This window comes from Olivibacter sp. SDN3 (genome assembly GCF_014334135.1).
GTDB lineage: Bacteria > Bacteroidota > Bacteroidia > Sphingobacteriales > Sphingobacteriaceae > Olivibacter.
Window position 1 is genome coordinate 5,895,904 of the sequence record NZ_CP060497.1, and the last position, 24,442, is coordinate 5,920,345.

Genomic DNA, 24,442 nt, shown 5'->3' on the forward strand with positions numbered 1-24,442 from the left:
AGAAGAAGCAAAAATGTTTAATATATTCATTAAAAGGCCGGTGCTTGCGATAGCCATATCGCTTGTCATCATTTTTATGGGTTTTCTGTCCATAAATACCTTACCTATATCCCAATTTCCTTCCATAGCTCCTCCGAGGGTTATGGTCAGCGTAGCCTATCCTGGCGCTAGTGCAGATGTGCTGGTGCAATCCGTGCTCATCCCAATGGAGAAAGCCATTAATGGCACTCCCGGCATGAAATATATGAGTTCCGATGCTACGAGTGCGGGAGAAGCCACCGTACAGGTGGTTTTTGATCTCGGCGTAGACCCTGATCAGGCAGTGGTCATGGTAAAAAATCGCATAGAGCAGGTGACGAACAGGCTGCCGGAATTAGTACAACGCGAAGGGATCATTGTCAATATCGTACAACCCAATATGCTCATGTACGTCAATGTTTACAGCACTGACGCCCAAGCAAATGAAAACTTCCTTTACAATTTTGCTAATGTCAATATTCTGCAGGAAGTGCAGCGCCTATCTGGCGTGGGCCAAGCCACCATATTGGGCAGTCGGCAATACGCTATGCGTATCTGGCTGAAGCCAGATCGTATGCGCGCCTATAATGTTTCAACAGATGAGGTGATGGAAGCTTTGGACAATCAAAGCGTAATAGGTTCGCCTGGAAGAATAGGGAGAAGTGATGGTAAACGTTCAGAAGCGCTAGAATATGTATTAACCTATCAGGGAAGATATAATGACCCGGAGCAATATAAGAACGTCATTGTGCGGGCCAATGCAGACGGAGAAATCCTCCATCTAAAAGATCTGGCAGATATTGAGCTGGGAAGTGAATTTTATGACATTTATTCGAACTTGAACGGTCATCCATCTGCAGCTATCATGCTGAAACAGAACTACGGTAGCAATGCCAGCGATGTAATCAAGGAAGTAAAAGCAAAAATGGATGAGATCAAGGCCAGTTCTTTCCCTCCGGGAATGGATTACGAGATCAGTTATGACGTTTCCGGCTTTCTGAACGCCTCCATCAATAAGGTTATCCACACCTTAGTAGAAGCCTTCTTGCTGGTATCCATTGTCGTATTCCTGTTTCTGGGCGATTGGCGTTCCACCCTTATCCCCACGCTGGCTGTCCCGGTATCGCTGATCGGCGCCTTTATTTTTATGCAGTTTTTCGGACTTACCATTAATCTTATCACCTTATTTGCGCTCGTATTGGCCATCGGTGTGGTCGTAGACGATGCCATTGTCGTTGTGGAGGCCGTACATGCCAAGATGGAAGAAGAACACCTATCTCCGTATAAAGCGGTAAAGAAAGTATTGCACGAAATTGGCGGAGCTATTATCGCCATTACCTTACTCATGACAGCCGTATTCGTTCCTGTAGCCTTTATGACTGGCCCGGTGGGTATATTTTATAGGCAGTTTTCCATTACAATGGCCTGTGCTATCGTCATCTCCGGTGTAGTGGCGCTTACGCTTACGCCGGTTCTCTGCGCCATGATATTAAAGAATACACATGGAAAAACCAAAAAGAAGACGCCAATAGACAAATTCATGGACGGCTTTAACCGGCTATTCGAAAGACTCACCGGCAGGTATACCCGATTGCTGAAGTTAATTGTGCACCGCAAGGTAATCACCTTCGGCGTGTTACTGATCTTCGGTATCGGCATATTAGGAATAAGTAATGACCTTCCCGCTGGCTTTATTCCCAACGAAGATCAAGGTATGATTTATGCCATCGTTCAAACACCTCCGGGATCAACCTTGGAAAGGACCAATGATCTATCCCGCAAATTGCAGGCACTTGCTGAACAGGTAGAAGGTATTCAATCGGTTTCTTCATTGGCCGGTTACGAGGTACTGACAGAAGGGCGGGGTTCTAATGCTGGAACCTGTCTGATTAACCTCAAAGATTGGTCGGAACGCAAACAAACTGTTGATGAAATCATTGAGGAACTGGAAGAAAAAGCCAAGGAAATCCCTGGTGCCACAATTGAATTCTTCGGCCCTCCGGCAGTACCCGGATACGGTGCGGCTGGTGGCTTTTCTTTACGTTTATTGGACAAAACCAATAACGATGACTACAAAGAACTGGAAAAGGTGAACGACGATTTTATGGCAGCGCTGGGCAAGCGTAAAGAGTTGAAAGGACTGTTTACCTTTTTCAGTGCCAACTATCCACAGTATGAATTGGAGATAGATAACAAGGCTGCGATGCAAAAGGGTGTTTCTATCGGGAAAGCCATGGACAACCTGTCCGTATTGATAGGGAGCAGTTATGAGCTCGGTTTCATCAAATTCGGCAATTTTTTTAAAGTATATGTGCAAGCTGCACCTGAATACCGGAGGTTGCCTAGCGACCTGATGCAACTTTATGTAAAAAATAACCGCGACGAAATGGTTCCCTACTCGGCATTCATGAAAATAAAGAAGTCGCAAGGGCTTAATGAAATTACCCGATTCAATATGTATACCTCTTCGGCTATTAGAGGAGAGTCCGCACCGGGATTCAGCAGTGGCGAAGCAATCAAAGTCGTCCAAGAGGTGGCCGCAAAGACTTTGCCCCGTGGTTATGACATTGACTGGGAAGGTCTTTCTAAAGATGAGGTCGGCCGTGGAAACGAAGCGCTCTATATTTTCTTGATCGTCTTAGGCTTCGTATACCTTGTTTTGGCTGCACAGTATGAAAGTTTCATACTTCCCCTAACGGTAGTCTGTTCATTGCCCGTAGGCGTATTCGGTTCTTTTCTATTGCTCAAGTTAATGGGGCTTGCAAACGATATCTATGCGCAGGTAGGGCTGGTCATGCTTGTTGGACTATTAGGTAAAAATGCCGTGCTGATCGTCGAATTTGCCGTACAAAAACATCATCATGGAGCAACAGTGCTTGAAGCAGCCATCGAAGGCGCCAAAGTACGTTTCCGACCGATATTAATGACCTCTTTCGCTTTTATCGCAGGTTTGATCCCACTGGTTTTCGCCCATGGCCCTGGTGCCATAGGTAATCGCACCATCGGTGCTTCTGCAGCTGGAGGTATGCTTTTCGGGACGATTTTCGGTGTAATAATTGTTCCCGGACTGTACTACATATTCGGCAAACTGGCAGAAAACAGGCAGCTAATCAGACATGAAGATGAAAATCCGTTAACCGAAGAAATGAATCACCATGCATAAAAACAGCATATATAAATACTTAGGGATCTTTTGTGTATCCCTAACGTACATGGCTTGTAAAACACCTTCCTTAGTGGAAAAAACCGAGGATAAAGCTATCCCTACGCGTTACAGCAACTCCCAGGATAGCATCAATAGCGCAACAGTACAATGGAAAGAATATTTTACCGATCCATACCTGAATGCCTTAATAGATACAGCCTTGGAAAACAATCAGGAACTGAACATCACGCTACAGGAGATTGAGGTAGCCCGAAACGAAATCAGAGCCAGAAAGGGAGAATACCTGCCCTTTGTTGGTGTAAGAGGTGCTGCCGGTTTCGAAAAGGTAGGCCGCTATACCAGTAGAGGCGCCAGCGAAGCCACCACAGACATCAAACCGGGTAAGGAAATGCCAGAACCCCTGCCCGACTATCTTTTGGGTGCCTACGCCACTTGGGAAGTGGATATCTGGAAAAAGCTACATAATGCCAAAAAAGCTGCAATAAGCAAATACTTATCGACCGTGGAAGGCAAAAACTTCGTTATTACAAATCTCATTGCCGAAATTGCCAATGCCTATTACGAGTTATTGGCGCTTGACAATCAACTGGATATCGTTAGAAAGAACATGGATATACAAAGTAATGCTTTGGAAATTATGAAATTACAAAAAACGGCAACAAGGGTCACTGAGCTTGCGGTGCGTCGGTTTCAAGCCGAGGTATTCAATACCAAAAGTCTGCAATACGACATCCAACAGGAGATCACCGAAACTGAAAATAAGATTAACTTTTTACTGGCCCGGTACCCCCAACCGATTCCAAGGAATAGCAAAAACTTCGAAAACGCAGTTCCGCCAGTTGTACATGCAGGCATCCCTTCACAATTATTAGCCAATCGGCCAGATATCAAACAGGCAGAAATGGATCTCGCCGCCTCAAAGCTAGACGTGAAAGTAGCTAAGGCGTCTTTTTATCCGTCTTTGGGCATTTCTGCATCCATTGGTTACCAAGCTTTTAACCCGAGATACCTCATCAATACACCGGAATCATTGGCTTACTCCTTGGTTGGTGATTTGGTAGCTCCGCTGGTTAACAGGAATGCCATAAAAGCCACCTACTATAGTGCCAATGCCGAACAGATACAGGCGGTGTACCATTATGAGCAGACCATTTTAAATGCTTATGTTGAAGTCGTTAACCAACTGAACAAGATCAACAATCTCGAACAGCGTTATGATCTGAAAGCTAAGCAAGTGGAAGCATTGACCCAATCAATCGATATATCCAACAGTCTTTTCAGTTCAGCAAGAGCGGATTATATGGAAGTGCTGTTAACACAAAGGGATGCGCTGGAATCAAAATTCGAGCTAATAGAAACCAAGAGGCAACAAATGAATGCCCTGGTCAATATCTATCAAGCTTTGGGAGGCGGTTGGAATTAAATGTGGTTTGGCATTTGTCTATAAGGGCCCCGCACTCGCGGGGCTCTTTATAATAAATAATAGTAACGTTATGCATTTCCGGAACGAGTTGTTCAACGCCACTAAAAACATTTTTCGGTCAATCGGTTTTTTATAGTCGCCACCTTCTATCTGCAAAAAGAATTTTCTTGTTTTGTCCAATAACGAAGTAGGAATTGGCTCTTCGTTTGTTTGCCTATTTTTGTTCTATTAGTTTTTCCGCCGTTTTTTTAATCGTCACAATGGTCGTTCTCCAATAAAATTCCAGATGCTTGCGAATTGTCTCTGTAGGAAAATTTTCGATGCTGATTGTTAATTGTGTCTGTTTGTCAACAGGTATTAAAATAAATTGAAGAATTGTATAATTATCTGATATGTCCGGAAGTCGGGATATCGAACTTAGATGACTATAGCTCAATTTTTTTTCTGTGTCATATTGTAGTACAAAGCCTTTAGATACAAAGTTAACATGATGAAAACCACTAATCAGGATTGGGGAATTAATCTTCCAATCAGTATTCACTTTTATTTTCATTTCTGGTTCTCCCATCCATTCTCTCATTACTTCAGGGTTAGTCAAAGTATTCCAAACTTTAGCAGGATCAGAATTTATTGTAACAGTCGTTGAAAATTTATCTCTCATTCCATTATCTATTTGAGGTTTGTCAATCGTTACGGTCATGTTAGATGATTGTCCGTCCGTGATGATTTTTCCAAAAGTTAGCGAAGGGCTGCCCACCTCTACAAAAGATGATAGCACTATAGCAAGCCGAAGCCGTTTTTGTTTGTTAATTTAATTTATTTCAGCGAATAAAAACGAAGGCAAAATAGTAGCGCGAAGATAAGTTTTAAATTTCAGCCAGCCTTTTGGCAATACCTTGTTAGCGGTTCGTTGTTTTCTTATCTTTCTTAATATCAGGAAGCTGCCTTATAATGTGGCTTATAAGTCAAGCCGATGTTCTTTCATCATTGCTCTTGGTTTTAGCCAAAAACTGTAGAGCGTTACAGCCATATGAGGCCCTTTTGCAATCAAATATGATAGTTTGTCAACTATACTAATATAGGCAGATAAAACGGTAATTTCATCGGGCTTTCGCCAGTATGCCGTTAAAAGGTCGAAAAGTACACACTTAAATCTATAATAAACAAAAAAGAGCTAACATGCTTCAACATGTTAGCTCTTACTTATCGTTTTAGTTGTACTCCAAACAGGATTGTTGTCGAACGATTTTATCAATAGTTTGAAGAGAATTGCGGTTTTGGGAGACATAGAAAACAGATTCTAAAAATGAAAGCAGAATCGTTGTCGAATAACTACCTCGTGATTTTTAACCCTTCAATACGTTTGAAGTGCTTTTTGTTGAATGTGACAATAGGTAGTTCGTTCACTATACAGGTAGCCGCAATAAATATGTCTCTAAATTCTATCATTTGATTATTGAGCCTTAATCTATGATAGATTTGGGCTGCCTTGATAGAAACGGCATCTGTAAAAGGGAGAACAGTGAGGTCCTCCGTCAACATTTTGACATCATGTTCTTTTTCCTTTGTTGTAGCTCCCATATACAATTCATAAAGCGAAACTGCGGAAATGTATAAATAAGGTTGATCCGAAAGGCGATACAGCATGGTAACTGTTTTATCTTTAGACCGAAGATGCTCGATGAATATACCCGTGTCAATTACTATTGTTGTGGCTTGAAACCCCCAAAGGCTTTCTTACTTTCTTCTAAAATGTTGACGTCTTCATCGGACCAAGTTGTTACTTTAGTCAGTTTTTTTTTGTAAATGGGCGCGTTAGATTTGCTTTCCTGTTGAATGGTCACACCCAACCCTTTAAGTATTTGCTTTACCAAAGAACTTTTGCTTTCGGGGATATTGACAACTAGCCTTTCCATAATAACAAATTTATAAAAATTCTACTAAATAATCACCTGTAACAAAAAAACCGTAAACCCAACATACGTTGAACTTACGGTCATTCGTTTTCAGTACAGAGAACGGGGTCTTTTTAGAACTGTTGATGAGCTTCTTAAAGATTTTAAAATCAATAACATCGAAAAAGAGTGAGAAATGAGTTATTAGTTGTGGGATTTTTTTAGAACATCTAGACTTTCAAAATTTGGAGGGAAGAGGGAGATTCCCTACCGCCAAGGAGTTTCAGGCCCGCTGGAGACTGACCTCTGGGTTAAAAAAAGTCGATAAAGTGATATATCTCGTCGAAATTGGGCAAGAGTGTTCTGTATAATATCCTTAGCTTTGGATAATATTTCACGCCATTTTATAAACCACGTTTTCAGAACAAAATTTCAGAAAACTGATTTCATACCAAGACTGAAAAGTAAGAAGAGAATCCAATGAAAAGAAGAAGTGTAATAAAAGCCCTGGGAATAGCAATACCCGCCCTTTGGCTGAGCAGGTCGGCCGCTGGTTCAGGTTTGCGCACCCTGCATGCCAATGCTCCGATTGCCAAAGCCAACTTTAAGCCAGATTGGAAGTCGCTCGAGCAGTACCGGGTTCCCGACTGGTTCCGTGATGCAAAATTCGGTATCTGGGCACACTGGGGTCCTCAATGCCAGCCAGAAAGAGGCGATTGGTACGCCAGGGGTATGTATCAGGAAGGAAGCGATCAGTACAAATACCATGTGCAAAAGTACGGGCACCCATCCAAGTTTGGCTTTAAGGATGTGATCAATGAGTGGAAGGCTGATAAATGGGACCCCGAATCGCTATTAGATCTTTATAAGCGCGCGGGTGCCCAGTATTTTGTTGCACTGGCCAACCATCATGACAATATGGACCTCTACGATAGCAGCCATCAGCCGTGGAATGCCGTTAAGATGGGGCCGAAAAAGGACCTGATGGCGGGCTGGGCGAAAGCGGCAAAGAAACGGGGTTTACGTTTCGGTGCAAGCGTACACGCTGCACATGCCTGGACATGGTACGAGACCGCTCAACGGGCAGACAAAAAAGGGACGCTGAAGGGTGTTCCCTATGACGGAAAAGTAACCGAATCTGACGGAAAGGGTAAATGGTGGGAAGGATTTGACCCGCAGGACCTCTATGCACAGAATCATCCCCTGAGTGAGAATAGCCTGGACGACGGGATGATTCACCGGCAGTGGCATTGGGGCGAGGGCGTCAATGTTCCTACGAAGAACTATTGTGATACTTTTCATGACCGGACTGTCGAACTGATCGATAAGTATGCGCCTGACCTGGTGTACTTTGATGATACGGCCCTGCCTTTGTGGCCCATCGATGATGCCGGACTCCGGATTGCCGCCCATTATTACAACACCAATCAGCAAAAACATAAGGGCAAGCTGGAGGCGGTTATAAATGGGAAAATTCTGGATGAACAGCAACGTAAATGCATGGTGTGGGATATCGAACGCGGGCAGAGCAACCAGATCGAGGAAGATCCCTGGCAGACCTGTACATGCATCGGCGCCTGGCATTATGACAGGCGGATCTATGATAATAAAAGCTATAAGAGCGCGAAGACCGTTATCCATATGTTGGTTGATGTGGTCAGTAAAAACGGGAATCTGTTACTGAGCGTTCCCCTTCGAGGAGACGGTTCTATTGATTCGGAGGCGCAGAAAACCGTTGAGGGCATTGCTTCCTGGATGGACGTTAACAGCGAGTCCATCATCGGTACCAGACCCTGGAAGCTTTTCGGGGAAGGGCCTGCGATGGAAGGTGCCGCGCCGCTTTCTGCCCAGGGTTTCAATGAAGGAAAAAACAAGCCTTTCACCGCGCAGGATATACGATTTACGACTAAGGGTGATGTGCTGTATGCCATTGTCATGGGATGGCCAGAGGCGGAAAACCTGTTGGTCAAAAGCCTAACAGCTAACAACCGCAGGGTTAAAAGCGTAACGTTTGTGGGAACAAATGAAAAGCTGAAATTCAAACAGACAGCCGATGGTCTTGAGGTCACATGGCCGCAGGTTGCAGATGGAAGCCAGCCTGCATATGTACTAAAGATCAGCTGATCTTTATGGTGTTAAATTCCTGAATTAGTTAATTGGTTCATAATGGTTGGTGTGCCCCGGAAGGGGCACACTGTTTTTGAGGGCCCCACTTCGCTTCAAGAGTCATACGCATCAAAGAAAAGTAAAGCGATTTCATGTTCCTGCTTTAGGTTGGAAATGGAATGCCTTCTAACCTTGCGCTGCAAACGGTGATGAAGCAGTCTGGCAAAAAATATCGATAGATCTAAAATATCGATAAAGTGCAATAAATAGTCGAAAAAGGGATCAAATAAGTGGAGTAAAAGCAGTTACCTTTGATTATTGTGTAAAACCGATTTAAAACTGCTGATACCTTATATAGCTAATTCCTGATATTCAATATTTTATCCGGTCAGCCAAGCATTTTTTGGCGGGAAAGCCTTTGCAGTTACCAATGTATTTATTGTCTTTTTGACACTAATAGGAAAACAGGGATGCCCTTAAAACTAAATATATGATTACCAGAAGAAACAACTGCATACGTTATGGATGATACCGTTTACGTTAATCCTGTAACCAAATTTTAAACCGATAAAATGATATCCCGATAGATGGCCTGCGAAGCCTTTACCGGGTAGGCTAACCGCTAATACCTCTCCCAACGGCATCCAGAATGGGCGGTAGGGACAAATAATAACCAAAACTAAAATCTGATGGAAAAAATAAACTATTCCACATCGCTCAGACAGGGCATGATGTCTATCCTGCTGCTATGCTGGTGCGTAATATTGGCCCATGGTCAGCAGACGCACGACCTTTCGGGACAGGTGACCGATACCAAGGGCGCGCCCTTGCCGGGAGCGAGCGTAACAGTGAAGGGCTCCCCGCAAGCAATTTCCACTAATAACGAGGGCCGCTTCAGCCTCAAACTTTCCACCATACCGGCTACTTTGGTGGTCACCTTTACAGGCTTTGAAAGAAAAGAAGTCCATGTAACGGAACAGAAGACACTGACCATTCCGCTGGTGGAACTGGCGGCAGATCTCGATGAGGTCGTTGTTGTCGGTTACGGTACCCAGAAGAAAGTGAACCTGACCGGTTCGGTCTCCTCGGTTTCCGCAGCAGAGATAGAGGATAGGCCCATTACGCAGGCTTCGCAGGCCTTGGCAGGCCTGGCCACCGGTGTTTCGGTCTCCCAGAGTGCGGGGCGGCCCGGAAATGATGGCGCCGCTATCCGCATCCGGGGACAGGGTACTTTTTCGGGCGCCGGTAACGAACCGCTGGTACTGATAGATGGGCTGGCTGCCTCGATGAACGATATCGATCCCAATAATATCAAAAGTATATCCGTGCTGAAGGATGCAGCTTCTGCTTCCATTTACGGTACGCGGCGCCAATGGGGTCATCCTGATAGAGACCAAGCGCGGTACCAGTGGCCGGCTCCGTGTTTCTTACAACAATACTATCGGCTGGCAACAGGTGACCCAGCTCCCTGATTTTGTGGGTTCGGCCGACTATGCCACACTTTTCAATGAAGCTAACCGCAATGTGGGACAGGCGCAGAGTTATACGGATGAGGAGATTGATAAGTTCCGTTCGAGAACCGACCCGGACAACTATCCGGACGTACCTCATCTTAAAAACCTGTTATCTTCCGGATCGGGTTTTCAGATGAACCATAATGTTTCTTTCTCCGGCGGTTCCGAAAAGAATTCCTATCTATTCTCCTTGGGCTATCTCGATCAGGATGGCGTGGTGGCCAAAAACAATTATCGACGCTATAATTTCATGCTAAACTCGGATAGCAAAATCTTGGATAACCTGACCCTAAAGGTGAACATGACGGGGAATGACGCGAGGACCAATGAGCCCAGGCAATTCGATGGGGAAATGATGAGCATGATCGGTTTTGCAGTAAGGCAGGGTCCCATCTATGCGGGACGGAAATCGGACGGCACTTTTGGCTATCAGGATAACTACAGTCCAGAGGCATGGCTATCGAGCGAATCGTTCGTGAACCGCGCCAACAGGTTCTTCCTGGGCGGCACGGAGCTTGCCTGGGAAATTGTTTCGGGACTTACCCTAAGCGGAAAAGCCGGATACAATTATACAAACTACACCAATAACAGTTTTGCTTCTGATTTTATTTTCGATGCCAATAAACGCTTAGGCCCGAATAATCTCACCGTCAACTCGGGAGACAACTCGTTAGTGACCCTCCAATCCCTGCTGCAGTTCAATAGGACTTATGGAAAGAATGCGATCAATGCGCTGGGAGGCTATTCAGAAGAAAGGTTCCGCTCTGACTGGACGTCCGCTTTCCGGGATGATTTTCCGAGCAACCTGCTGCATGAGCTGAATGCGGGATCTTCGGCCAATATGCAATCGTCAGGTTCGGCTGCCGAATGGGCATTGCGCTCGTTCTTCGGACGGATAAATTATATATTGGACGACCGCTATCTTTTTGAGGTGAATGCACGTTATGATGGGACTTCACGCTTTCCAAGCGAAGGCCGTTGGGGCCTGTTCCCTTCGATCTCGGCCGCCTGGCGTATTTCCGAAGAAGCCTTCTTTAAAGAAAATTTCCGCGGAGTGGACAATCTCAAGTTGCGTGCCTCCTGGGGAACGCTCGGAAACCAGAATATCGGGAACTATCCCTACCAGAATGTACTGAGCCTGGGCAATAACTACCCCGTCGGCGGTGTCCTGCTCCCGGGTGCCCGTTTGACGACACTGGCCAACAGCGATATTACCTGGGAAACGACCGAGGTCAGGGGAATAGGGCTTGACTTTTCACTGCTGCAGGGTAAGCTCGCTTTCGTAGCGGACTATTTTGACAAGCGGACGCGGGATATCCTGTATAATCTTACGGTATCGAGTGTGCTGGGGTTGACGCCTTCGGAAGTAAACGCCGCCTCGGTAAGGAACAACGGGTTTGAATTCCTGATGGACTATCGCACTTCCATTGGAAAGGTAAACATCGGTTTTAGTCCCAATTTCACCTATACGAAGAACCGTGTCACAAAACTGGCCGATGGCCTAATGCAGGATATCGCCAAAGGCCTTTTTGTCGGACAGCCGTTGGGCGCCATTTACGGCTATGTGGCCGATGGTCTTTTCCTGGATGAGAACGACATTGCGGTCTACCCGGGGCAGCCCTATGCCGCGCAGGCCGGATTCGTCCGGTATGCCGATATCGGCGGTCCCGACGGGGTGCCCGATGGCGTGGTCGACCCTGCCAATGACCGTACGATCATCGGCAACACCGTACCCAAATTTAGTTATGGCGCCACCATTCGCTTAGATTATAAAGGTGTTGATCTTTCGGTGCTGTTACATGGTCTGGCAGGCTTTGACCGGCAGATGGGCTCTTATCAGGCCTTTGCCTTCTACAATGGCGGGCAGATCCAGCGTTGGCAGGCCGATAACCGGTGGACAGCAGAAAACCCCGACCGGAATGCGGAATATATCAAACTTACTAGCCTGAATATGGGCTCTGGAACCATCATGCCATCTACTTTTTGGAACCGGAACGCAAGTTTTCTCCGGTTGAAGAACATACAGCTAGGTTACTCGTTTCCGGAAAAAATCACCGATAAGATGGGATTGAACAGATTGCGTGTGTTCTTTAGTGGTCAGAACCTGTTCTCCATAAACAGCTTTTACCGGGGATGGGACCCGGAAATGGGACAGGGAGTAGGCGATAATACGCCGTTTTATCCCATAACAAGCGTATACACTTTCGGGGTGAACGTTAATTTTTAATTGCAGCGAAATAATAACCAAATGAAAAGGATCATGAAATTCATTAAATATTCAAGCCAAACAAAGCTATGCCATTTGCTTTTGGCTATATGTGTACTTCTGGGAGGTTGCAGCAAAGATTTCTTTGATAAGCAGCCATTAGATGCCGTTTCGGACGCTACGTTCTGGAAAACAGAAAAAGATGCGCTGCTTGCGCTGATCGGCTGTTACAACACGGGGGCCGGTTGGAAGGGTGAAGATTTCTGGACACCCCGTAGTCTGTTATATCTGGACCTGATGGCGGGAAGCGGCTCGGAAAAAGAGCTGATCCCGGATCGGGTAACGGATGGCGCCCTGAATTCAGCCTATTGGGTGACTGAGGGATACTGGCGCAACGCTTACCAAAAGCTGTCGGCCTGTAACAACTTCCTGGATCATATCGACCAGGTGGAAATGGACGAAAACGCAAAGGCGGCCATGGTGGGTGAAGTCAAGACTTTAAGGGCTTATGAGTACTTCAATCTGGCACTTTATTTTGGCGGCGTTCCCTTAGTTACCAAAGTGCTGAGCATAGAAGAGGCAAACAGTGTTATGCGTGCCTCGCGTGACGAAGTATGGGATCTGGCAGAATCGGACCTGCAGGAAAGCGCAGCTGTTCTGCCAACAAGCAGATCTGCCAGTGAACAGGGGCGCATCACTGCGGGGGCAGCACTGGCTATCCTCGGACGCTTACAGATGGCACGACAGAAATGGGCCGAGGCGGCCGAAAGCTACAAAAAGATCATCGACTCTGACGTGTACCGTATCCACCCCGATTTTACAGCGCTTTTCGCGGCCAGCAACGTTGCCAACGGTGAATTTGTTCTTACCTCCCAATACCTCGAAGATGTGTACGGGCATGTGCTGCCGCAATACCTTTACCCGGAAACATGGGGTGGATGGCACCAGTTCTCCCCTTACAACGAACTGGTAAAGGCGTATGCGTGTAGCGATGGCAGGCCAATCGAGGAATCGGACCTATACGATCCGGAAGATCCCTATACCAACAGAGATCCCCGTTTGGATTATACCGTACTCATTTCCGACAGGAGTGTCTTTAAGGGGCAGACCTATATTGCCAGGCCCGGGACAACCTCGCCAGACCGTTTTAACCGCTATAACTGGAGCGGCTACTGCATACGCAAGTTTATGGATGAAAACTTCGAGGGGAACTTGATGAACTTCGGGGGCAATTTTGCTGTTATCCGTTATCCGGAAGTATTGCTGGGCTATCTGGAATCCAAAATGGAGGCTGGTGATCCGATCGATCAGGCATTGCTGGATGCAACCATCAATCTGGTGCGGGGAAGGCAGAATGTTGCCATGCCCGCTGTTACCGTAACTGGTACGGATGCGCTGCGCGAAACTATCTGGAGGGAACGCAGGGTGGAGTTTGCTTTTGAAGGATTACGCTACTATGATGTGCTGCGCTGGGGAATTGCCACCCAGGAGCTGAATAGGCAGTTTACCGGTATGAAGCTTACCAATAATCCTGGCAGTTACAATGATTTCCCGGTGGACGCAGAAGGCTATCTCATTTATCAGCGGAGAAACTTTAAGGAGGGGGTGAATGAACTGTGGCCTATCCCGCTCTCGGAGCTGCAGGTGAACGGGAACCTCACGCAGAATCCCGGTTACTGATCGCAATAATGGAAGGTTAATTACTGCAGGCAGTGCTTCTTATCGAGAGCACTGCTTTTATCATTTTGGGATGACGGAGGAAGAAGGTTCGTTCAGCTCTGACATCCTGCGCTGCATCTTTCCCGGATTCTCCCCTGAAATCTTTTTGAAAAGTCGGTTGAAATAGGAAACGTTTTCAAAACCCAATTGATAGGCAAGTTCCTTGATGCTCAGGTTCCTGACAAGCATCATCAGTTGTGCCTGCTCGATTTTTTTTTGGTTGATATATTTCCCAGGGGTAGATTGCATCTGCTTTTTGAAAAGACGGATAAAATGGTCTTCAGTCAGGCAGGATACTTTAGCCAGTTCCTCTATTTTTATCGGCTTATCAATATTGCTGTGGATAAAGTGGATAGCCTGGAGTACGCGTTCGTCCAAACCCCGGTTTGGAATTGCAACTTAAAATAGGAGACTTTTTTATGCTGCCATTTTCTCTTTTTCCAATAGCATCTCTTCGATCTGCTTAGGGGTTTTATATCCCAGGGCAGAATGTGTTCTTTTGGTATTATAAAAACCTTCAATATATCCAAAGATCTCCAATTTAGCCGATTGCTGATCGATGAATTTTCTATGGTAGATCATTTCAGCCTTTAGTGTCTTGAAAAAGCTCTCAGCTACTGCATTGTCCCAGCAATTGGCCTTCCTACTCATGCTTTGAAGTATCTTGTTTTTTACAATTACCCTCCTGAATTCATCGCAGGCATATTGGATCCCTCTATCCGAATGGAAGATAAGACCATCTTTGATACCTCGGTTTCTAATAGCCATTTTGATGGCTTGTACAGAAGTGTTTTTAGTCGTCATATCGGTGCTTAAAGACCATCCAATGACTTTTCTGTCCGCCAGATCGATAACCGTTGTTAGATAAAGCCACCCTTTGCCGGTATGGATGTAAGTAATGTCGCTAACCCATTTTTGCGATAGGGAATCCGCTGAAAAATCTCTTTGGAGGAGATTTTCAGCTATCCTATAACTATGGCTCGAATCTGTGGTCACCCTATATTTTTTCTTAACCTTACTTCGTATCCCATGTTTCTTCATCAATCTTGCTACGTAGCTTCTTGATACCATTTCACCTTTTTTGTGCAGCTCTGCGGTTATCCGTGGGCTGCCATAGATATACTTACTGTCACTGTGTACCTGCTGTATTTTATCCACAAGTGCTTTACTGCGTTGTTCCCTGGGGGATTCGGGCCAAACCAGCCAACGGTAAAAACAACTGCTGCTAACGTTCAATACTTCGCACATCTTCTCTACGGAATATACTTCTCGGTTCTCCTTTATGAACCGGTATATGGACCGTCTCCCCTGGAGAAGATGGCTATGGCCTTTTTTAAGATATCGCGTTCTAATTCTGTATCTCTTAATTTCTTGCGTAAAATCCTTAACTCCTGCTCCTCCGGACTGATCTTGGGATTGTCAGGTAAAACCTTATTCCCATTATAACGTGGATTTCTACGCCATTTACTCAGTAAACTGGGGTCTATGTCTAATTCCTTAGCTACATCGGCTACAGATCCCTTAACAACGCTCAAATCGACCGCCATTATCTTAAACGAATCATCAAATTTTCTATGCATTTCTACAAATTTAAAATTACTGTCTAAATCTGTCTCGCTTTAAAGGTAGCAACTCCAGTTCTTTTCGGACGCCCCTGCCAGAAAGCGCGAAATGATCTGTTTCAGGATGCCTTCTGTTTCCATTTCCAGTGCCGGCAATGCATGCGTATGCTGACTGATATTCTTCATCAGTGTCGGCGAGTTATCATAGTCTTTGGGATCATATGCCTTCAGCTCCAGTTTGGGGTTCACTGCTATCAGTCGCCGGACGAGCCCTACGGTCATCTCATCCGCTTCCAACTCGACCGGAAAATCAAGTATGTCAAAAATGCTCAATTGCTTTTCCAGGGCTTCATAAATATGAATGTAGTACAAGGATAGGTCGCCTGTACACGAATAGCCATGTTTGGTATAGGGCGGAGTCAGATACAAATGACCTTCTTTCAAGACGTACCGGTCGTTCTCACGGACAATTTCGGCAGATCCGCTTTCCACAAAATGAATACGGGCAAAAGGACTGTATATGTTCTTCCAGTTCCAATCCGCATGGTGGATGGCATGTCCAATATTCAGTAAGATAAAATCACGTTTGATCATGTGTCCTTTCGTAATGGTCTGTAACGAATAAAAGTAACAATAAAAAGTCGATAAAGTGCATCATTTTATCGAAAAAGAATACTGGAGAACGAAACGGCATTATGTACATTTGCTTTCATGATTTGAACCATCTAATAAACCATGGAATATAGAGAAATAGGCAGAACAGGCATGAAAGTGTCAAATCTTAGTTATGGAGCCTCCTCCCTTGGAGGTGTCTTCCATTCACTTAAAGAAGAAGCGGGCATCGATTCTGTGTTAACGGCAGTGGAGCACGGTATCAATTTTATCGATGTGTCGCCTTATTACGGACACCTCAGGGCAGAAGTGTTATTGGGTAAGGCCCTGAAGAAAATAGACCGGTCACTTTATTATATCTCCACCAAGGTTGGCCGTTATGGCAAGGATGGGGTTAACTACTGGGATTATTCGGCCGCAAAAGCCAGGGAGAGTGTATATGAGAGTATGCAGCGCCTGCATGTAGATTATATAGACCTCATTAACGTGCACGATGTAGAGTTTGCGGATCTGGACCAGATCTGTGACGAGACACTCCCCGCCCTGTGTGAATTGAGGGATGAAGGATTGGTGAAACATGTGGGTATCACCAATTTAAATTTAAGGCATTTCCAGTATATAATAGACCGGGTGCCACCGGGAACGGTGGAAAGTGTACTATCGTTCTGCCATTATACCCTCAATGATGATGCGTTGGCTGATTACCTGGATTATTTTGAACGGAAAGAAGTAGGTGTGATCAATGCCTCTCCCTATTCCATGGGCCTACTTACGGTAAGGGGGGCGCCGGACTGGCATCCTGCTCCTGCGGCACTGAAACGTCTGGCCAGAAAAGCAGTTGATTTCTGTCTGCAGCGGGGGATTTCAATAGAAGAGCTGGCCATATCCTACGCCGTTAACAATCCCCGGATCGCTACTACGCTGTTCAGTACAACCAATCCCGAAAATGTTATGCAAACCATCGGATATGCCCGGGCGCAGCTGAATGAGGATGTTTTAAAACAGGTGCGCCATATTTTTGACCCCGGGTTCGGGGATAGCTGGGTGAACAGTTGAAATAAGTCGATGAAAGCAATCCAGATCAAAGGACCCGGAGAAGTGGCCCTGATAGAGATAGAAAAGCCCGAAATAATATCGGGACATGTGATGCTGAAAATGGAATTTGTCGGCTTTTGCGGCTCGGACCTGAATACTTTCACGGGACTGAACCCGCTGGCAAAAAAGCCCATAGTTCCCGGTCACGAGATCGGTGCCCGTATCCATGAAGTCGGTGAAGAGGTGCCATCATTTCTGAAGCCCGGCATGAGCGTTACCGTAAACCCTTACACGAGCTGTGGTAAATGTCCTGCCTGCAATAATTTGAGACCAAATGCCTGCGAGTTTAATCAAACCCTGGGTGTTCAGCGCGACGGGGCCATGGCTGAGTACCTATTGGTACCCTGGACAAAGGTAGTTACCGAGGCGGCAATCCGGGTCGACGAACTGGCATTGGTGGAACCGCTGAGCGTAGGGTTCCATGAAAGATTATCGGAAACCACCGGAGGAAAGGGAGCAGATGTGGTCATCGAAGCGGTAGGCAGACCTGAAACATATGTAGCAGCCATTTCAGAAGCTGCCTTTACCGGACGGGTGGTTTATATCGGTTACGCCAAAGAGAAGATACCTTTTGATACGCAATATTTTGTGAAAAAGGAATTTAACATTATGGGCTCACTGGAGTTGCTACCTTTAAAGCGAGACAGATTTAGACAGTAATTTTAAATTTGTAGAAATGCATAGAAAATTTGATGATTCGTTTAAGATAATGGCGGTCGATTTGAGCGTTGTTAAGGGATCTGTAGCCGATGTAGCTAAGGAATTAGACATAGACCCCAGTTTACTGAGTAAATGGCGTAGAAATCCACGTTATAATGGGAATAAGGTTTTACCTGACAATCCCAAGATCAGTCCGGAGGAGCAGGAGTTAAGGATTTTACGCAAGAAATTAAGAGATACAGAATTAGAACGCGATATCTTAAAAAAGGCCATAGCCATCTTCTCCAGGGGAGACGGTCCATATACCGGTTCATAAAGGAGAACCGAGAAGTATATTCCGTAGAGAAGATGTGCGAAGTATTGAACGTTAGCAGCAGTTGTTTTTACCGTTGGCTGGTTTGGCCCGAATCCCCCAGGGAACAACGCAGTAAAGCACTTGTGGATAAAATACAGCAGGTACACAGTGACAGTAAGTATATCTATGGCAGCCCACGGATAACCGCAGAGCTGCACAAAAAAGGTGAAATGGTATCAAGAAGCTACGTAGCAAGATTGATGAAGAAACATGGGATACGAAGTAAGGTTAAGAAAAAATATAGGGTGACCACAGATTCGAGCCATAGTTATAGGATAGCTGAAAATCTCCTCCAAAGAGATTTTTCAGCGGATTCCCTATCGCAAAAATGGGTTAGCGACATTACTTACATCCATACCGGCAAAGGGTGGCTTTATCTAACAACGGTTATCGATCTGGCGGACAGAAAAGTCATTGGATGGTCTTTAAGCACCGATATGACGACTAAAAACACTTCTGTACAAGCCATCAAAATGGCTATTAGAAACCGAGGTATCAAAGATGGTCTTATCTTCCATTCGGATAGAGGGATCCAATATGCCTGCGATGAATTCAGGAGGGTAATTGTAAAAAACAAGATACTTCAAAGCATGAGTAGGAAGGCCAATTGCTGGGACAATGCAGTAGCTGAGAGCTTTTTCAAGACACTAAAGGCTGAAATGATCTACCATAGAAAATTCATCGATCAGCAATCGGCTAAATTGGAGATCTTTGGATATATTGAAGGTTTTTATAATACCAAAAGAACACATTCTGCCCTGGGATATAAAACCCCTAAGCAGATCGAAGAGATGCTATTGGAAAAAGAGAAAATGGCAGCATAAAAAAGTCTCCTATTTTAAGTTGCAATTCCACACGCAATGCCACCATGAAGGACTTTGAGGCAGTAATCCGCTATCTGAAGACAGGGAAATGTCCTACTGATGACCTGGTAACTGCAGTTTACCCACCAGAAGCTGCCCAGCAGGCTCTGGAGAACTGGAATAAAAAACCTGCCGAAGTATTTAGGGTTTTAATTGAATTTTAAAGCCGGAGCTCATGTTAGTCGCCCCTTCCGTTTACCATAGCAATTAACGTTTTGAGAAAGAACAATTATTCCCCGGCCCTTGCACTCGTCTTCAGCCTGTTTTTTATCTGGGCAATCAGCAGCAATCTTTTGCCAACCATGATCCGCCAGTTGATGAAAACCTTCGACCTGAATGCCTTTCAGGCTTCATTTACGGAAACGGCCTACTGGCTCGCATATTTTGTGTTTCCCATACCCATAGCGATGTTCATGAAAAGGTACAGCTATAAGGCAGGGATTGTTGTCGGACTGACTATAGCCGCTTTCGGGGCGCTGCTTTTTTTACCGGCAGCGCTCTTTAAGTCTTACTGGCTCTATCTCATCATTTTTTTGTTATAGCCACCGGAATGTGCTTTCTAGAGACAGCCGCCAATCCTTACATCACGGTGCTCGGAGATCGCAATTCATCTTCCCGCAGGTTGAATCTTGCCCAATCCTTTAATGGCCTGGGGGCTTTCGTTGCAGCAATGTTTCTGAGCAAAATGATCCTGAGCGGACATAATTTCACCAAGGAGACGCTTCCAGTTTCCTATCATGGGGGCTGGGAAGCATATATTGATTTTGAGACAGCGGCAATGAAACTTCCCTATCTGGTACTGGCGGCAATTTTACTGATCTTAGCTGTTGTATTTATATTTTCCAGACTTCCCGCCATAAATGAGGATGCCGGCAGGATAAATGCCGGTCAGGGAAACCGTTTGATCGACTTTGATGTTTTAAAACGCTCCCACCTCCGACGCGGCGTTATCGCCCAGTTTTTTTATAATGGTGGCCAAACGGCGATCAACAGTCTATTTCTGGTATATTGCTGCACTTATGTTGGTATCAGCGAATCCACCGCTACAACCTTCTTCGGGTTCTACATGCTCGCCTTTTTGTTGGGGAGGTGGATGGGCACGACCCTTATGGTCAGGTTCAGGCCGCAGGACATGCTGCTTGTTTATTCCCTGGCCAATATTTTTCTGTGTCTGGTTATCATGTTTTTTGGTGGTATGACAGGCCTTTACGCCATGCTGTTTGTTTCATTCTTTATGTCGATCATGTATCCTACACAATTTTCATTGGCACTTAAAGATCTGGGGGAAAAAACAAAAAGCGGTTCCGCTTTTCTGGTGATGGCCATCGTTGGCAATGCATGTTTGCCGCAAATGACAGCTTACGTTATGGACAATTTTTCGGGGCAATACCAACGGGCATACATTGTGCCGCTGGTATGTTTTGTTTTCTGTGCATATTATGGTTGGAAAGGATATAAAATTAGCGATTAATATTTTATGGAAGAGGTTAGAAAAGATATGGGTTATCCGCAGAAGAAAAACGGATTTCAGACCAAACGCTACTGCCAGACGCTAGAATTGAAAGACGACCCTTTGCTCATCGATGAATATGTCAGGCGACACAGTCTGCCGGATCACTGGCCCGAAATAAGAGAGGGTATCCGTTCTGTAGGGATTCTAGAAATGGAAATTTATCATGTAGGTACCACGCTTTTCATGGTTATAGAAACCCCTTTGGATTTCAACTGGGAGCAAGCATTTAAAGAATTGTCCAAAAAGCCCAGACAGGCCGAATGGGAGAAGTCTATGAATATTTTTCAAGATGCCGATTCAATATTGGCTTCCGCAAAATGGAAGATAATGGAGCGGATTTTTCACCTTTAAGCAAAAAGCCCTCCCTACGTCCTGTAGAGAGGGCTTTAACCGTACCTAGGGCGGGAATCGAACCCGCACTCGCTTTAAGGCGAACAGGATTTTAAGTCCTGCGTGTCTACCAGTTCCACCACCTAGGCAGCTAGTATAGCTTTTAAAATTAAAATCCTTTCTTTTCAGAAAGGATCCGGAGCGAAAGACGAGGTTCGAACTCGCGACCTCAACCTTGGCAAGGTTGCGCTCTACCAACTGAGCTACTTTCGCTTATTTTTGACTTTTTTCAAGCCTTTTTCCCTTTTGGTGATGCAAATATAGGTAGATTTACATTCCTACCAAATTATTTTTTAAAAAAAATCGTTTAAAATTATAAGTCATTGTTATTCAAGATATCAAAAATAAGTTCGTTTTCATATCCTTTAACCATAGCATATTGGGCTAGCCTATACCTGCGTTTATGTATATCTTTCTCCGTGATAGTTTCTCCTTTTTTTTGGATAATTGAACGTAATTTTTCTATATATACGTCTTCTTCTATCGTAAGCAATGCATCTTTGATTAATCGGGAAGAAATTCTTTTATGCTGTAACCCCTGTTTTATTTTTAATCTACCCCACCCCTTTATATTAAACTTACCCGAGACATATGCTAGGGCAAAACGCTCTTCATTGAGGAAGTTTTCAAGAATAAGTTCTGCGATCAATTGTTCGACTTCAGGTGTGTGCAACCCCCAGGCATATAACTTATCACGCATTTCCTGCTGCGAGCGTTCCTGATAGGCACAATAATTCGCGGCTTTTAGTTTAGCCTGGCGCACGGTAAGTATACTTTTTCTTGCTTTTTCATCCTTCTGCATTGCTCTAAAATCGTAAAAAATTGTTGCATTCCTAAAAATTCATCACTTTTGTTGTTTTATGGGCAACATAGCATATCATGTAAAAGAACTTGCGGATATTATCCAGGCCGCGTATGTTGAATTAAACGATCCAAATTGTAGGATCGACACCCTTTGTTACGACAGCAGAAAAGTCACCAATCCAGAAAGCTCTTTGTTCTTTGCATTAAGCGATCATCGCGATGGCCATCAATTCATTAAGGAAGCATTTCAATTAGGTATTAGAAACTTCGTTATACATAAACAAACGTTAGGCACGTTTAGGCAATATAACAAGGCTAACTTTTTCGCAGTCGACGATACCTTAAGAGCTCTTCAACAGTTAGCCGCCTACCATCGTAAGCAATTCGATTACCCCGTCATTGCCATTACTGGCAGTAATGGCAAAACCATCGTAAAAGAATGGCTAAATCAATTACTCGCAGCAGATTTTAACATCGTAAGAAGCCCTAAAAGCTATAACTCTCAATTAGGTGTTCCGCTATCTCTTTGGCAGATGAGCCATGAACATAACTTGGCTATTATTGAAGCTGGCATTAGCAAAAAAAATGAAATGGAAAAGTTGGCAAAAATGATCAACCCAACGATTGGCATTTTTACTAATCTAGGCCATGCCCATGATGATGGATTTAGCTCACAGGAAACCAAAGCTATCGAAAAGCTGCGTTTATTTCATGATGTAGAACTACTGGTATATGCGCCAAAATATCTAAGACCTTTTAACCATAAGACGCCGGGAAAAGTACATTTCACCTGGGGTGTAGAAGAGACAACAGATTTAAGGATACTACGACAACAACAACGGGAAAATCACACCTTATTAGAAGCAAAATTTAAAGGTATAGAAGTGGCGCTTTCCGTTCCATTCACTGATCAAGCCGCTATTGAAAATGTAATCTGCTGCTGGGCCACACTACTTGCTCTAGGTTATTCAACAGCTACCATTGCTAAGAGGATAGCAAAGTTACATCCCATAAAAATGCGACTTGAGCTCAAGAAAGGTATCAGCAACTCTTCTATTATTGACGATTCATACAGCAACGACATTTCTTCTCTAAGAATAGCACTCGACTTCCTCAAACAGCAGAACCAACATCACAGAAGAATATTAATCCTTTCTGATATACCTGCAGCTATAAATAATAAAGGTCTTGTTTACCAACAAGCGGCCGATCTGATACAGCAATATAAAATTGATCAGCTCATTGCAATAGGTGAAGATATTCTTAAAGTCAGACATTTTTTTCGACAGGATACCGTATTCTTTAACGAGGTCAAGGATCTATTAAGCAACATTAAGTCTTTCGACTTCAGCAACAGCGCGGTTTTAATCAAAGGAGCTCGCACATTTGGTTTTGAACGAATCAGTAGAATATTAACTCTCCAGAGCCATGAAACGGTACTTGAAATCAACCTCAATGCTTTAGAACATAATCTTAATTATTATAAAAGGCTATTGGATAGAAACACGAAATTGATGGTTATGGTAAAAGCTTTTTCTTATGGCAGCGGAAGTTTTGAAATTGCCAACTTACTACAATTCAACAAGGTTGACTATCTGGCTGTTGCCTATGTAGACGAAGGTATTACCCTTAGAAATGCTGGAATTAATCTACCTATCATGGTCATGAGCCCTGAAATTGGTTCGTTAGAACAATTGGTAACGCATCATTTAGAACCAGAAATATATAGTTTTGATGAGCTTGAAGCCTATATCAAACAGCTAGATATACTAAACCAAAAACATTACCCTGTTCATATAAAGTTGGATACAGGTATGCACCGGCTTGGTTTTGAAGAAGACGATCTCTTGAGACTGATCACGTTGATTACCAACACCGATACCATCAAGATCAAAAGTGTTTTTTCTCATTTAGTAGGTAGCGGCAATAGCCAGCATGACAACTTCACCAAGGAGCAGATAGATAAGTTTCGCCTTTTCAATTCACAACTGCTTAATGCACTGGGATATGACTTTATTAAGCATATAGCCAACACGTCAGCAATTTCCCGGTTTCCAGAAGCACAATTTGATATGGTGCGCCTAGGAATTGGACTTTATGGTATCCAAACGGACGATGGACTTCATCAACCTCTACAAGCAGCAGCCCAGTTAAAAACCAGTATTACGCAGATAAAAACTGTTAAAAAGGGTGACACCGTGAGTTACAATCGGAGTGGAAAATTGACGCGAGATAGTAAAATTGCCACAGTCAAAATAGGTTATGCTGATGGTTACAACCGTAAGCTAGGAAATGGTATCGGAAGAATGTGCGTTAACGGTCAGACCGTTTCCACAGTGGGTGATATATGTATGGATATGTGCATGTTGGATGTAACAGCGGTAACGGCTCATGTAGGCGATGAAGTTATTGTTATGGGGGAGCAGATAACGGCCGAAGAACTGGCCGCAAAAACCGGTACAATACCCTACGAAATATTGACCAGTATTTCGCAAAGGGTGAAGCGTGTTTATTACTACGAATAAGAACGATATTGCTTAC

At 44.5% G+C, this 24,442-nt stretch carries 22 protein-coding genes, 2 tRNA genes and 1 pseudogene; 15 read left to right on the forward strand and 10 right to left on the reverse strand.

From position 1 onward, the window contains the following. Positions 1–13 precede the first annotated feature (13 nt). Both H8S90_RS24910 and H8S90_RS24915 read left to right on the forward strand, forming a co-directional pair. Positions 14–3,181 (forward strand): efflux RND transporter permease subunit, encoded by a 3,168-nt coding sequence (locus tag H8S90_RS24910; protein ID WP_187340450.1) that lies wholly within the window; start codon positions 14–16, stop codon positions 3,179–3,181. A 73-nt stretch (positions 3,182–3,254) separates the two neighbouring features. Then, positions 3,255–4,607 (forward strand): TolC family protein, encoded by a 1,353-nt coding sequence (locus H8S90_RS24915; protein WP_255501735.1) that lies wholly within the window; start codon positions 3,255–3,257, stop codon positions 4,605–4,607. Between the two features lie 214 nt (positions 4,608–4,821). Here H8S90_RS24915 and H8S90_RS24920 read toward each other — a convergent pair whose 3' ends face one another. The 3 genes from H8S90_RS24920 to H8S90_RS24930 form a co-directional block, all read right to left on the reverse strand. Beyond that, a complete protein-coding gene (locus tag H8S90_RS24920) occupies positions 4,822–5,307 on the reverse strand; it encodes an SRPBCC domain-containing protein (RefSeq protein ID WP_222852190.1) in 486 nt (161 codons plus the stop codon). Positions 5,308–5,939: 632 nt separating this feature from the next. Continuing rightward, positions 5,940–6,254 carry a type II toxin-antitoxin system VapC family toxin gene (locus H8S90_RS24925; protein WP_255501736.1) on the reverse strand — a complete coding sequence of 105 codons (315 nt, stop codon included), beginning with the start codon at positions 6,252–6,254 and terminating at the stop codon, positions 5,940–5,942. Between the two features lie 56 nt (positions 6,255–6,310). After that, positions 6,311–6,523: a hypothetical protein gene (locus H8S90_RS24930; RefSeq protein ID WP_187340452.1), complete on the reverse strand. Its 213-nt coding sequence runs from the start codon at positions 6,521–6,523 to the stop codon at positions 6,311–6,313. Positions 6,524–6,982: 459 nt separating this feature from the next. Here H8S90_RS24930 and H8S90_RS24935 point away from each other — a divergent pair, with 459 nt between their 5' ends. The 5 genes and pseudogenes from H8S90_RS24935 to H8S90_RS26345 all read left to right on the forward strand — a co-directional run bounded on the left by H8S90_RS24935 (position 6,983) and on the right by H8S90_RS26345 (position 14,008). Next, entirely contained in the window at positions 6,983–8,626 is a 1,644-nt protein-coding gene (locus H8S90_RS24935) for an alpha-L-fucosidase (RefSeq protein ID WP_187340453.1), read from the forward strand. A 671-nt stretch (positions 8,627–9,297) separates the two neighbouring features. Next, positions 9,298–10,080, forward strand: coding sequence for a TonB-dependent receptor plug domain-containing protein (locus H8S90_RS26335; protein WP_255501737.1), 783 nt, complete (start codon positions 9,298–9,300; stop codon positions 10,078–10,080). Further along, positions 9,995–12,349: a SusC/RagA family TonB-linked outer membrane protein gene (locus tag H8S90_RS24940; RefSeq protein ID WP_255501971.1), complete on the forward strand. Its 2,355-nt coding sequence runs from the start codon at positions 9,995–9,997 to the stop codon at positions 12,347–12,349. The genes H8S90_RS26335 and H8S90_RS24940 overlap by 86 nt, the downstream gene beginning before the upstream one ends. A gap of 276 nt (positions 12,350–12,625) precedes the next feature. Further along, positions 12,626–13,048, forward strand: a pseudogene (locus tag H8S90_RS26340) (RagB/SusD family nutrient uptake outer membrane protein); the annotation flags it as partial. A 15-nt stretch (positions 13,049–13,063) separates the two neighbouring features. Beyond that, positions 13,064–14,008, forward strand: a complete 945-nt coding sequence (locus H8S90_RS26345; RefSeq protein ID WP_255501972.1) for a RagB/SusD family nutrient uptake outer membrane protein — start codon at positions 13,064–13,066, stop codon at positions 14,006–14,008. Positions 14,009–14,068: 60 nt separating this feature from the next. On the opposite strand, the gene H8S90_RS24950 is transcribed toward H8S90_RS26345, so the two are convergent. Genes H8S90_RS24950 through H8S90_RS24965 form a run of 4 tightly spaced genes read right to left on the reverse strand, consistent with a single transcriptional unit; the run spans position 14,069 to position 16,203 of the window. Then, entirely contained in the window at positions 14,069–14,425 is a 357-nt protein-coding gene (locus tag H8S90_RS24950) for an AraC family transcriptional regulator (protein ID WP_187340455.1), read from the reverse strand. Positions 14,426–14,464: 39 nt separating this feature from the next. Continuing rightward, on the reverse strand, positions 14,465–15,415 hold the full coding sequence (locus H8S90_RS24955) for an IS3 family transposase (RefSeq protein WP_187342851.1): 951 nt from the start codon (positions 15,413–15,415) through the stop codon (positions 14,465–14,467). Further along, on the reverse strand, positions 15,328–15,627 hold the full coding sequence (locus tag H8S90_RS24960) for a transposase (protein WP_187339052.1): 300 nt from the start codon (positions 15,625–15,627) through the stop codon (positions 15,328–15,330). The genes H8S90_RS24955 and H8S90_RS24960 overlap by 88 nt, the downstream gene beginning before the upstream one ends. 39 nt (positions 15,628–15,666) lie before the next feature. Next, positions 15,667–16,203 (reverse strand): AraC family ligand binding domain-containing protein, encoded by a 537-nt coding sequence (locus H8S90_RS24965; protein WP_187340456.1) that lies wholly within the window; start codon positions 16,201–16,203, stop codon positions 15,667–15,669. 141 nt (positions 16,204–16,344) lie between these two features. Between H8S90_RS24965 and H8S90_RS24970 the strand changes: the two genes are divergently transcribed. From H8S90_RS24970 to H8S90_RS24995, 7 genes are all read left to right on the forward strand, one after another. Then, entirely contained in the window at positions 16,345–17,277 is a 933-nt protein-coding gene (locus H8S90_RS24970) for an aldo/keto reductase (RefSeq protein WP_187340457.1), read from the forward strand. Between the two features lie 9 nt (positions 17,278–17,286). Beyond that, the gene (locus tag H8S90_RS24975; protein ID WP_187340458.1) at positions 17,287–17,976 is read left to right on the forward strand and encodes an alcohol dehydrogenase catalytic domain-containing protein; all 690 of its coding nucleotides are present in this window, start codon (positions 17,287–17,289) and stop codon (positions 17,974–17,976) included. 16 nt (positions 17,977–17,992) lie between these two features. Then, the gene (locus H8S90_RS24980) at positions 17,993–18,292 is read left to right on the forward strand and encodes a transposase (protein WP_187339052.1); all 300 of its coding nucleotides are present in this window, start codon (positions 17,993–17,995) and stop codon (positions 18,290–18,292) included. Further along, the gene (locus H8S90_RS24985) at positions 18,220–19,155 is read left to right on the forward strand and encodes an IS3 family transposase (RefSeq protein ID WP_255501942.1); all 936 of its coding nucleotides are present in this window, start codon (positions 18,220–18,222) and stop codon (positions 19,153–19,155) included. The genes H8S90_RS24980 and H8S90_RS24985 overlap by 73 nt, the downstream gene beginning before the upstream one ends. A 254-nt stretch (positions 19,156–19,409) precedes the next feature. Next, positions 19,410–19,736 (forward strand): hypothetical protein, encoded by a 327-nt coding sequence (locus H8S90_RS26065; protein WP_222852192.1) that lies wholly within the window; start codon positions 19,410–19,412, stop codon positions 19,734–19,736. An 8-nt stretch (positions 19,737–19,744) separates the two neighbouring features. Beyond that, on the forward strand, positions 19,745–20,665 hold the full coding sequence (locus H8S90_RS24990; protein ID WP_222852193.1) for an MFS transporter: 921 nt from the start codon (positions 19,745–19,747) through the stop codon (positions 20,663–20,665). Between the two features lie 6 nt (positions 20,666–20,671). After that, the gene (locus tag H8S90_RS24995) at positions 20,672–21,058 is read left to right on the forward strand and encodes an L-rhamnose mutarotase (RefSeq protein WP_187340459.1); all 387 of its coding nucleotides are present in this window, start codon (positions 20,672–20,674) and stop codon (positions 21,056–21,058) included. A 42-nt stretch (positions 21,059–21,100) separates the two neighbouring features. On the opposite strand, the gene H8S90_RS25000 is transcribed toward H8S90_RS24995, so the two are convergent. The 3 genes from H8S90_RS25000 to H8S90_RS25010 all read right to left on the reverse strand — a co-directional run bounded on the left by H8S90_RS25000 (position 21,101) and on the right by H8S90_RS25010 (position 21,899). Beyond that, positions 21,101–21,186, reverse strand: a tRNA-Leu gene (locus tag H8S90_RS25000). A 51-nt stretch (positions 21,187–21,237) separates the two neighbouring features. Beyond that, positions 21,238–21,310 (reverse strand) — tRNA-Gly (locus tag H8S90_RS25005). 100 nt (positions 21,311–21,410) lie between these two features. Further along, positions 21,411–21,899, reverse strand: coding sequence for a regulatory protein RecX (locus H8S90_RS25010; RefSeq protein ID WP_187340460.1), 489 nt, complete (start codon positions 21,897–21,899; stop codon positions 21,411–21,413). A gap of 58 nt (positions 21,900–21,957) precedes the next feature. Here H8S90_RS25010 and H8S90_RS25015 point away from each other — a divergent pair, with 58 nt between their 5' ends. Continuing rightward, positions 21,958–24,426, forward strand: a complete 2,469-nt coding sequence (locus H8S90_RS25015; protein ID WP_187340461.1) for a bifunctional UDP-N-acetylmuramoyl-tripeptide:D-alanyl-D-alanine ligase/alanine racemase — start codon at positions 21,958–21,960, stop codon at positions 24,424–24,426. The last annotated feature ends 16 nt before the right edge of the window (positions 24,427–24,442 follow it).

What these genes read in the sequence shown, in the direction of transcription:
- H8S90_RS24975 (WP_187340458.1), top strand. Translation starts at nt 17,287, where the DNA reads ATGAAAGCAATCCAGATCAAAGGACCCGGAGAAGTGGCCCTGATAGAG.
- H8S90_RS24995 (WP_187340459.1), top strand. Translation starts at nt 20,672, where the DNA reads ATGGAAGAGGTTAGAAAAGATATGGGTTATCCGCAGAAGAAAAACGGA.
- H8S90_RS24910 (WP_187340450.1), top strand. Translation starts at nt 14, where the DNA reads ATGTTTAATATATTCATTAAAAGGCCGGTGCTTGCGATAGCCATATCG.
- H8S90_RS24970 (WP_187340457.1), top strand. Translation starts at nt 16,345, where the DNA reads ATGGAATATAGAGAAATAGGCAGAACAGGCATGAAAGTGTCAAATCTT.
- H8S90_RS24920 (WP_222852190.1), bottom strand. Translation starts at nt 5,307, where the DNA reads ATGACCGTAACGATTGACAAACCTCAAATAGATAATGGAATGAGAGAT.
- H8S90_RS24935 (WP_187340453.1), top strand. Translation starts at nt 6,983, where the DNA reads ATGAAAAGAAGAAGTGTAATAAAAGCCCTGGGAATAGCAATACCCGCC.
- H8S90_RS24965 (WP_187340456.1), bottom strand. Translation starts at nt 16,203, where the DNA reads ATGATCAAACGTGATTTTATCTTACTGAATATTGGACATGCCATCCAC.
- H8S90_RS24925 (WP_255501736.1), bottom strand. Translation starts at nt 6,254, where the DNA reads ATGCTGTATCGCCTTTCGGATCAACCTTATTTATACATTTCCGCAGTT.
- H8S90_RS24930 (WP_187340452.1), bottom strand. Translation starts at nt 6,523, where the DNA reads ATGGAAAGGCTAGTTGTCAATATCCCCGAAAGCAAAAGTTCTTTGGTA.
- H8S90_RS25015 (WP_187340461.1), top strand. Translation starts at nt 21,958, where the DNA reads ATGGGCAACATAGCATATCATGTAAAAGAACTTGCGGATATTATCCAG.
- H8S90_RS24990 (WP_222852193.1), top strand. Translation starts at nt 19,745, where the DNA reads ATGTGCTTTCTAGAGACAGCCGCCAATCCTTACATCACGGTGCTCGGA.
- H8S90_RS25010 (WP_187340460.1), bottom strand. Translation starts at nt 21,899, where the DNA reads ATGCAGAAGGATGAAAAAGCAAGAAAAAGTATACTTACCGTGCGCCAG.
- H8S90_RS26335 (WP_255501737.1), top strand. Translation starts at nt 9,298, where the DNA reads ATGGAAAAAATAAACTATTCCACATCGCTCAGACAGGGCATGATGTCT.
- H8S90_RS24960 (WP_187339052.1), bottom strand. Translation starts at nt 15,627, where the DNA reads ATGCATAGAAAATTTGATGATTCGTTTAAGATAATGGCGGTCGATTTG.
- H8S90_RS24980 (WP_187339052.1), top strand. Translation starts at nt 17,993, where the DNA reads ATGCATAGAAAATTTGATGATTCGTTTAAGATAATGGCGGTCGATTTG.
- H8S90_RS26345 (WP_255501972.1), top strand. Translation starts at nt 13,064, where the DNA reads ATGGCACGACAGAAATGGGCCGAGGCGGCCGAAAGCTACAAAAAGATC.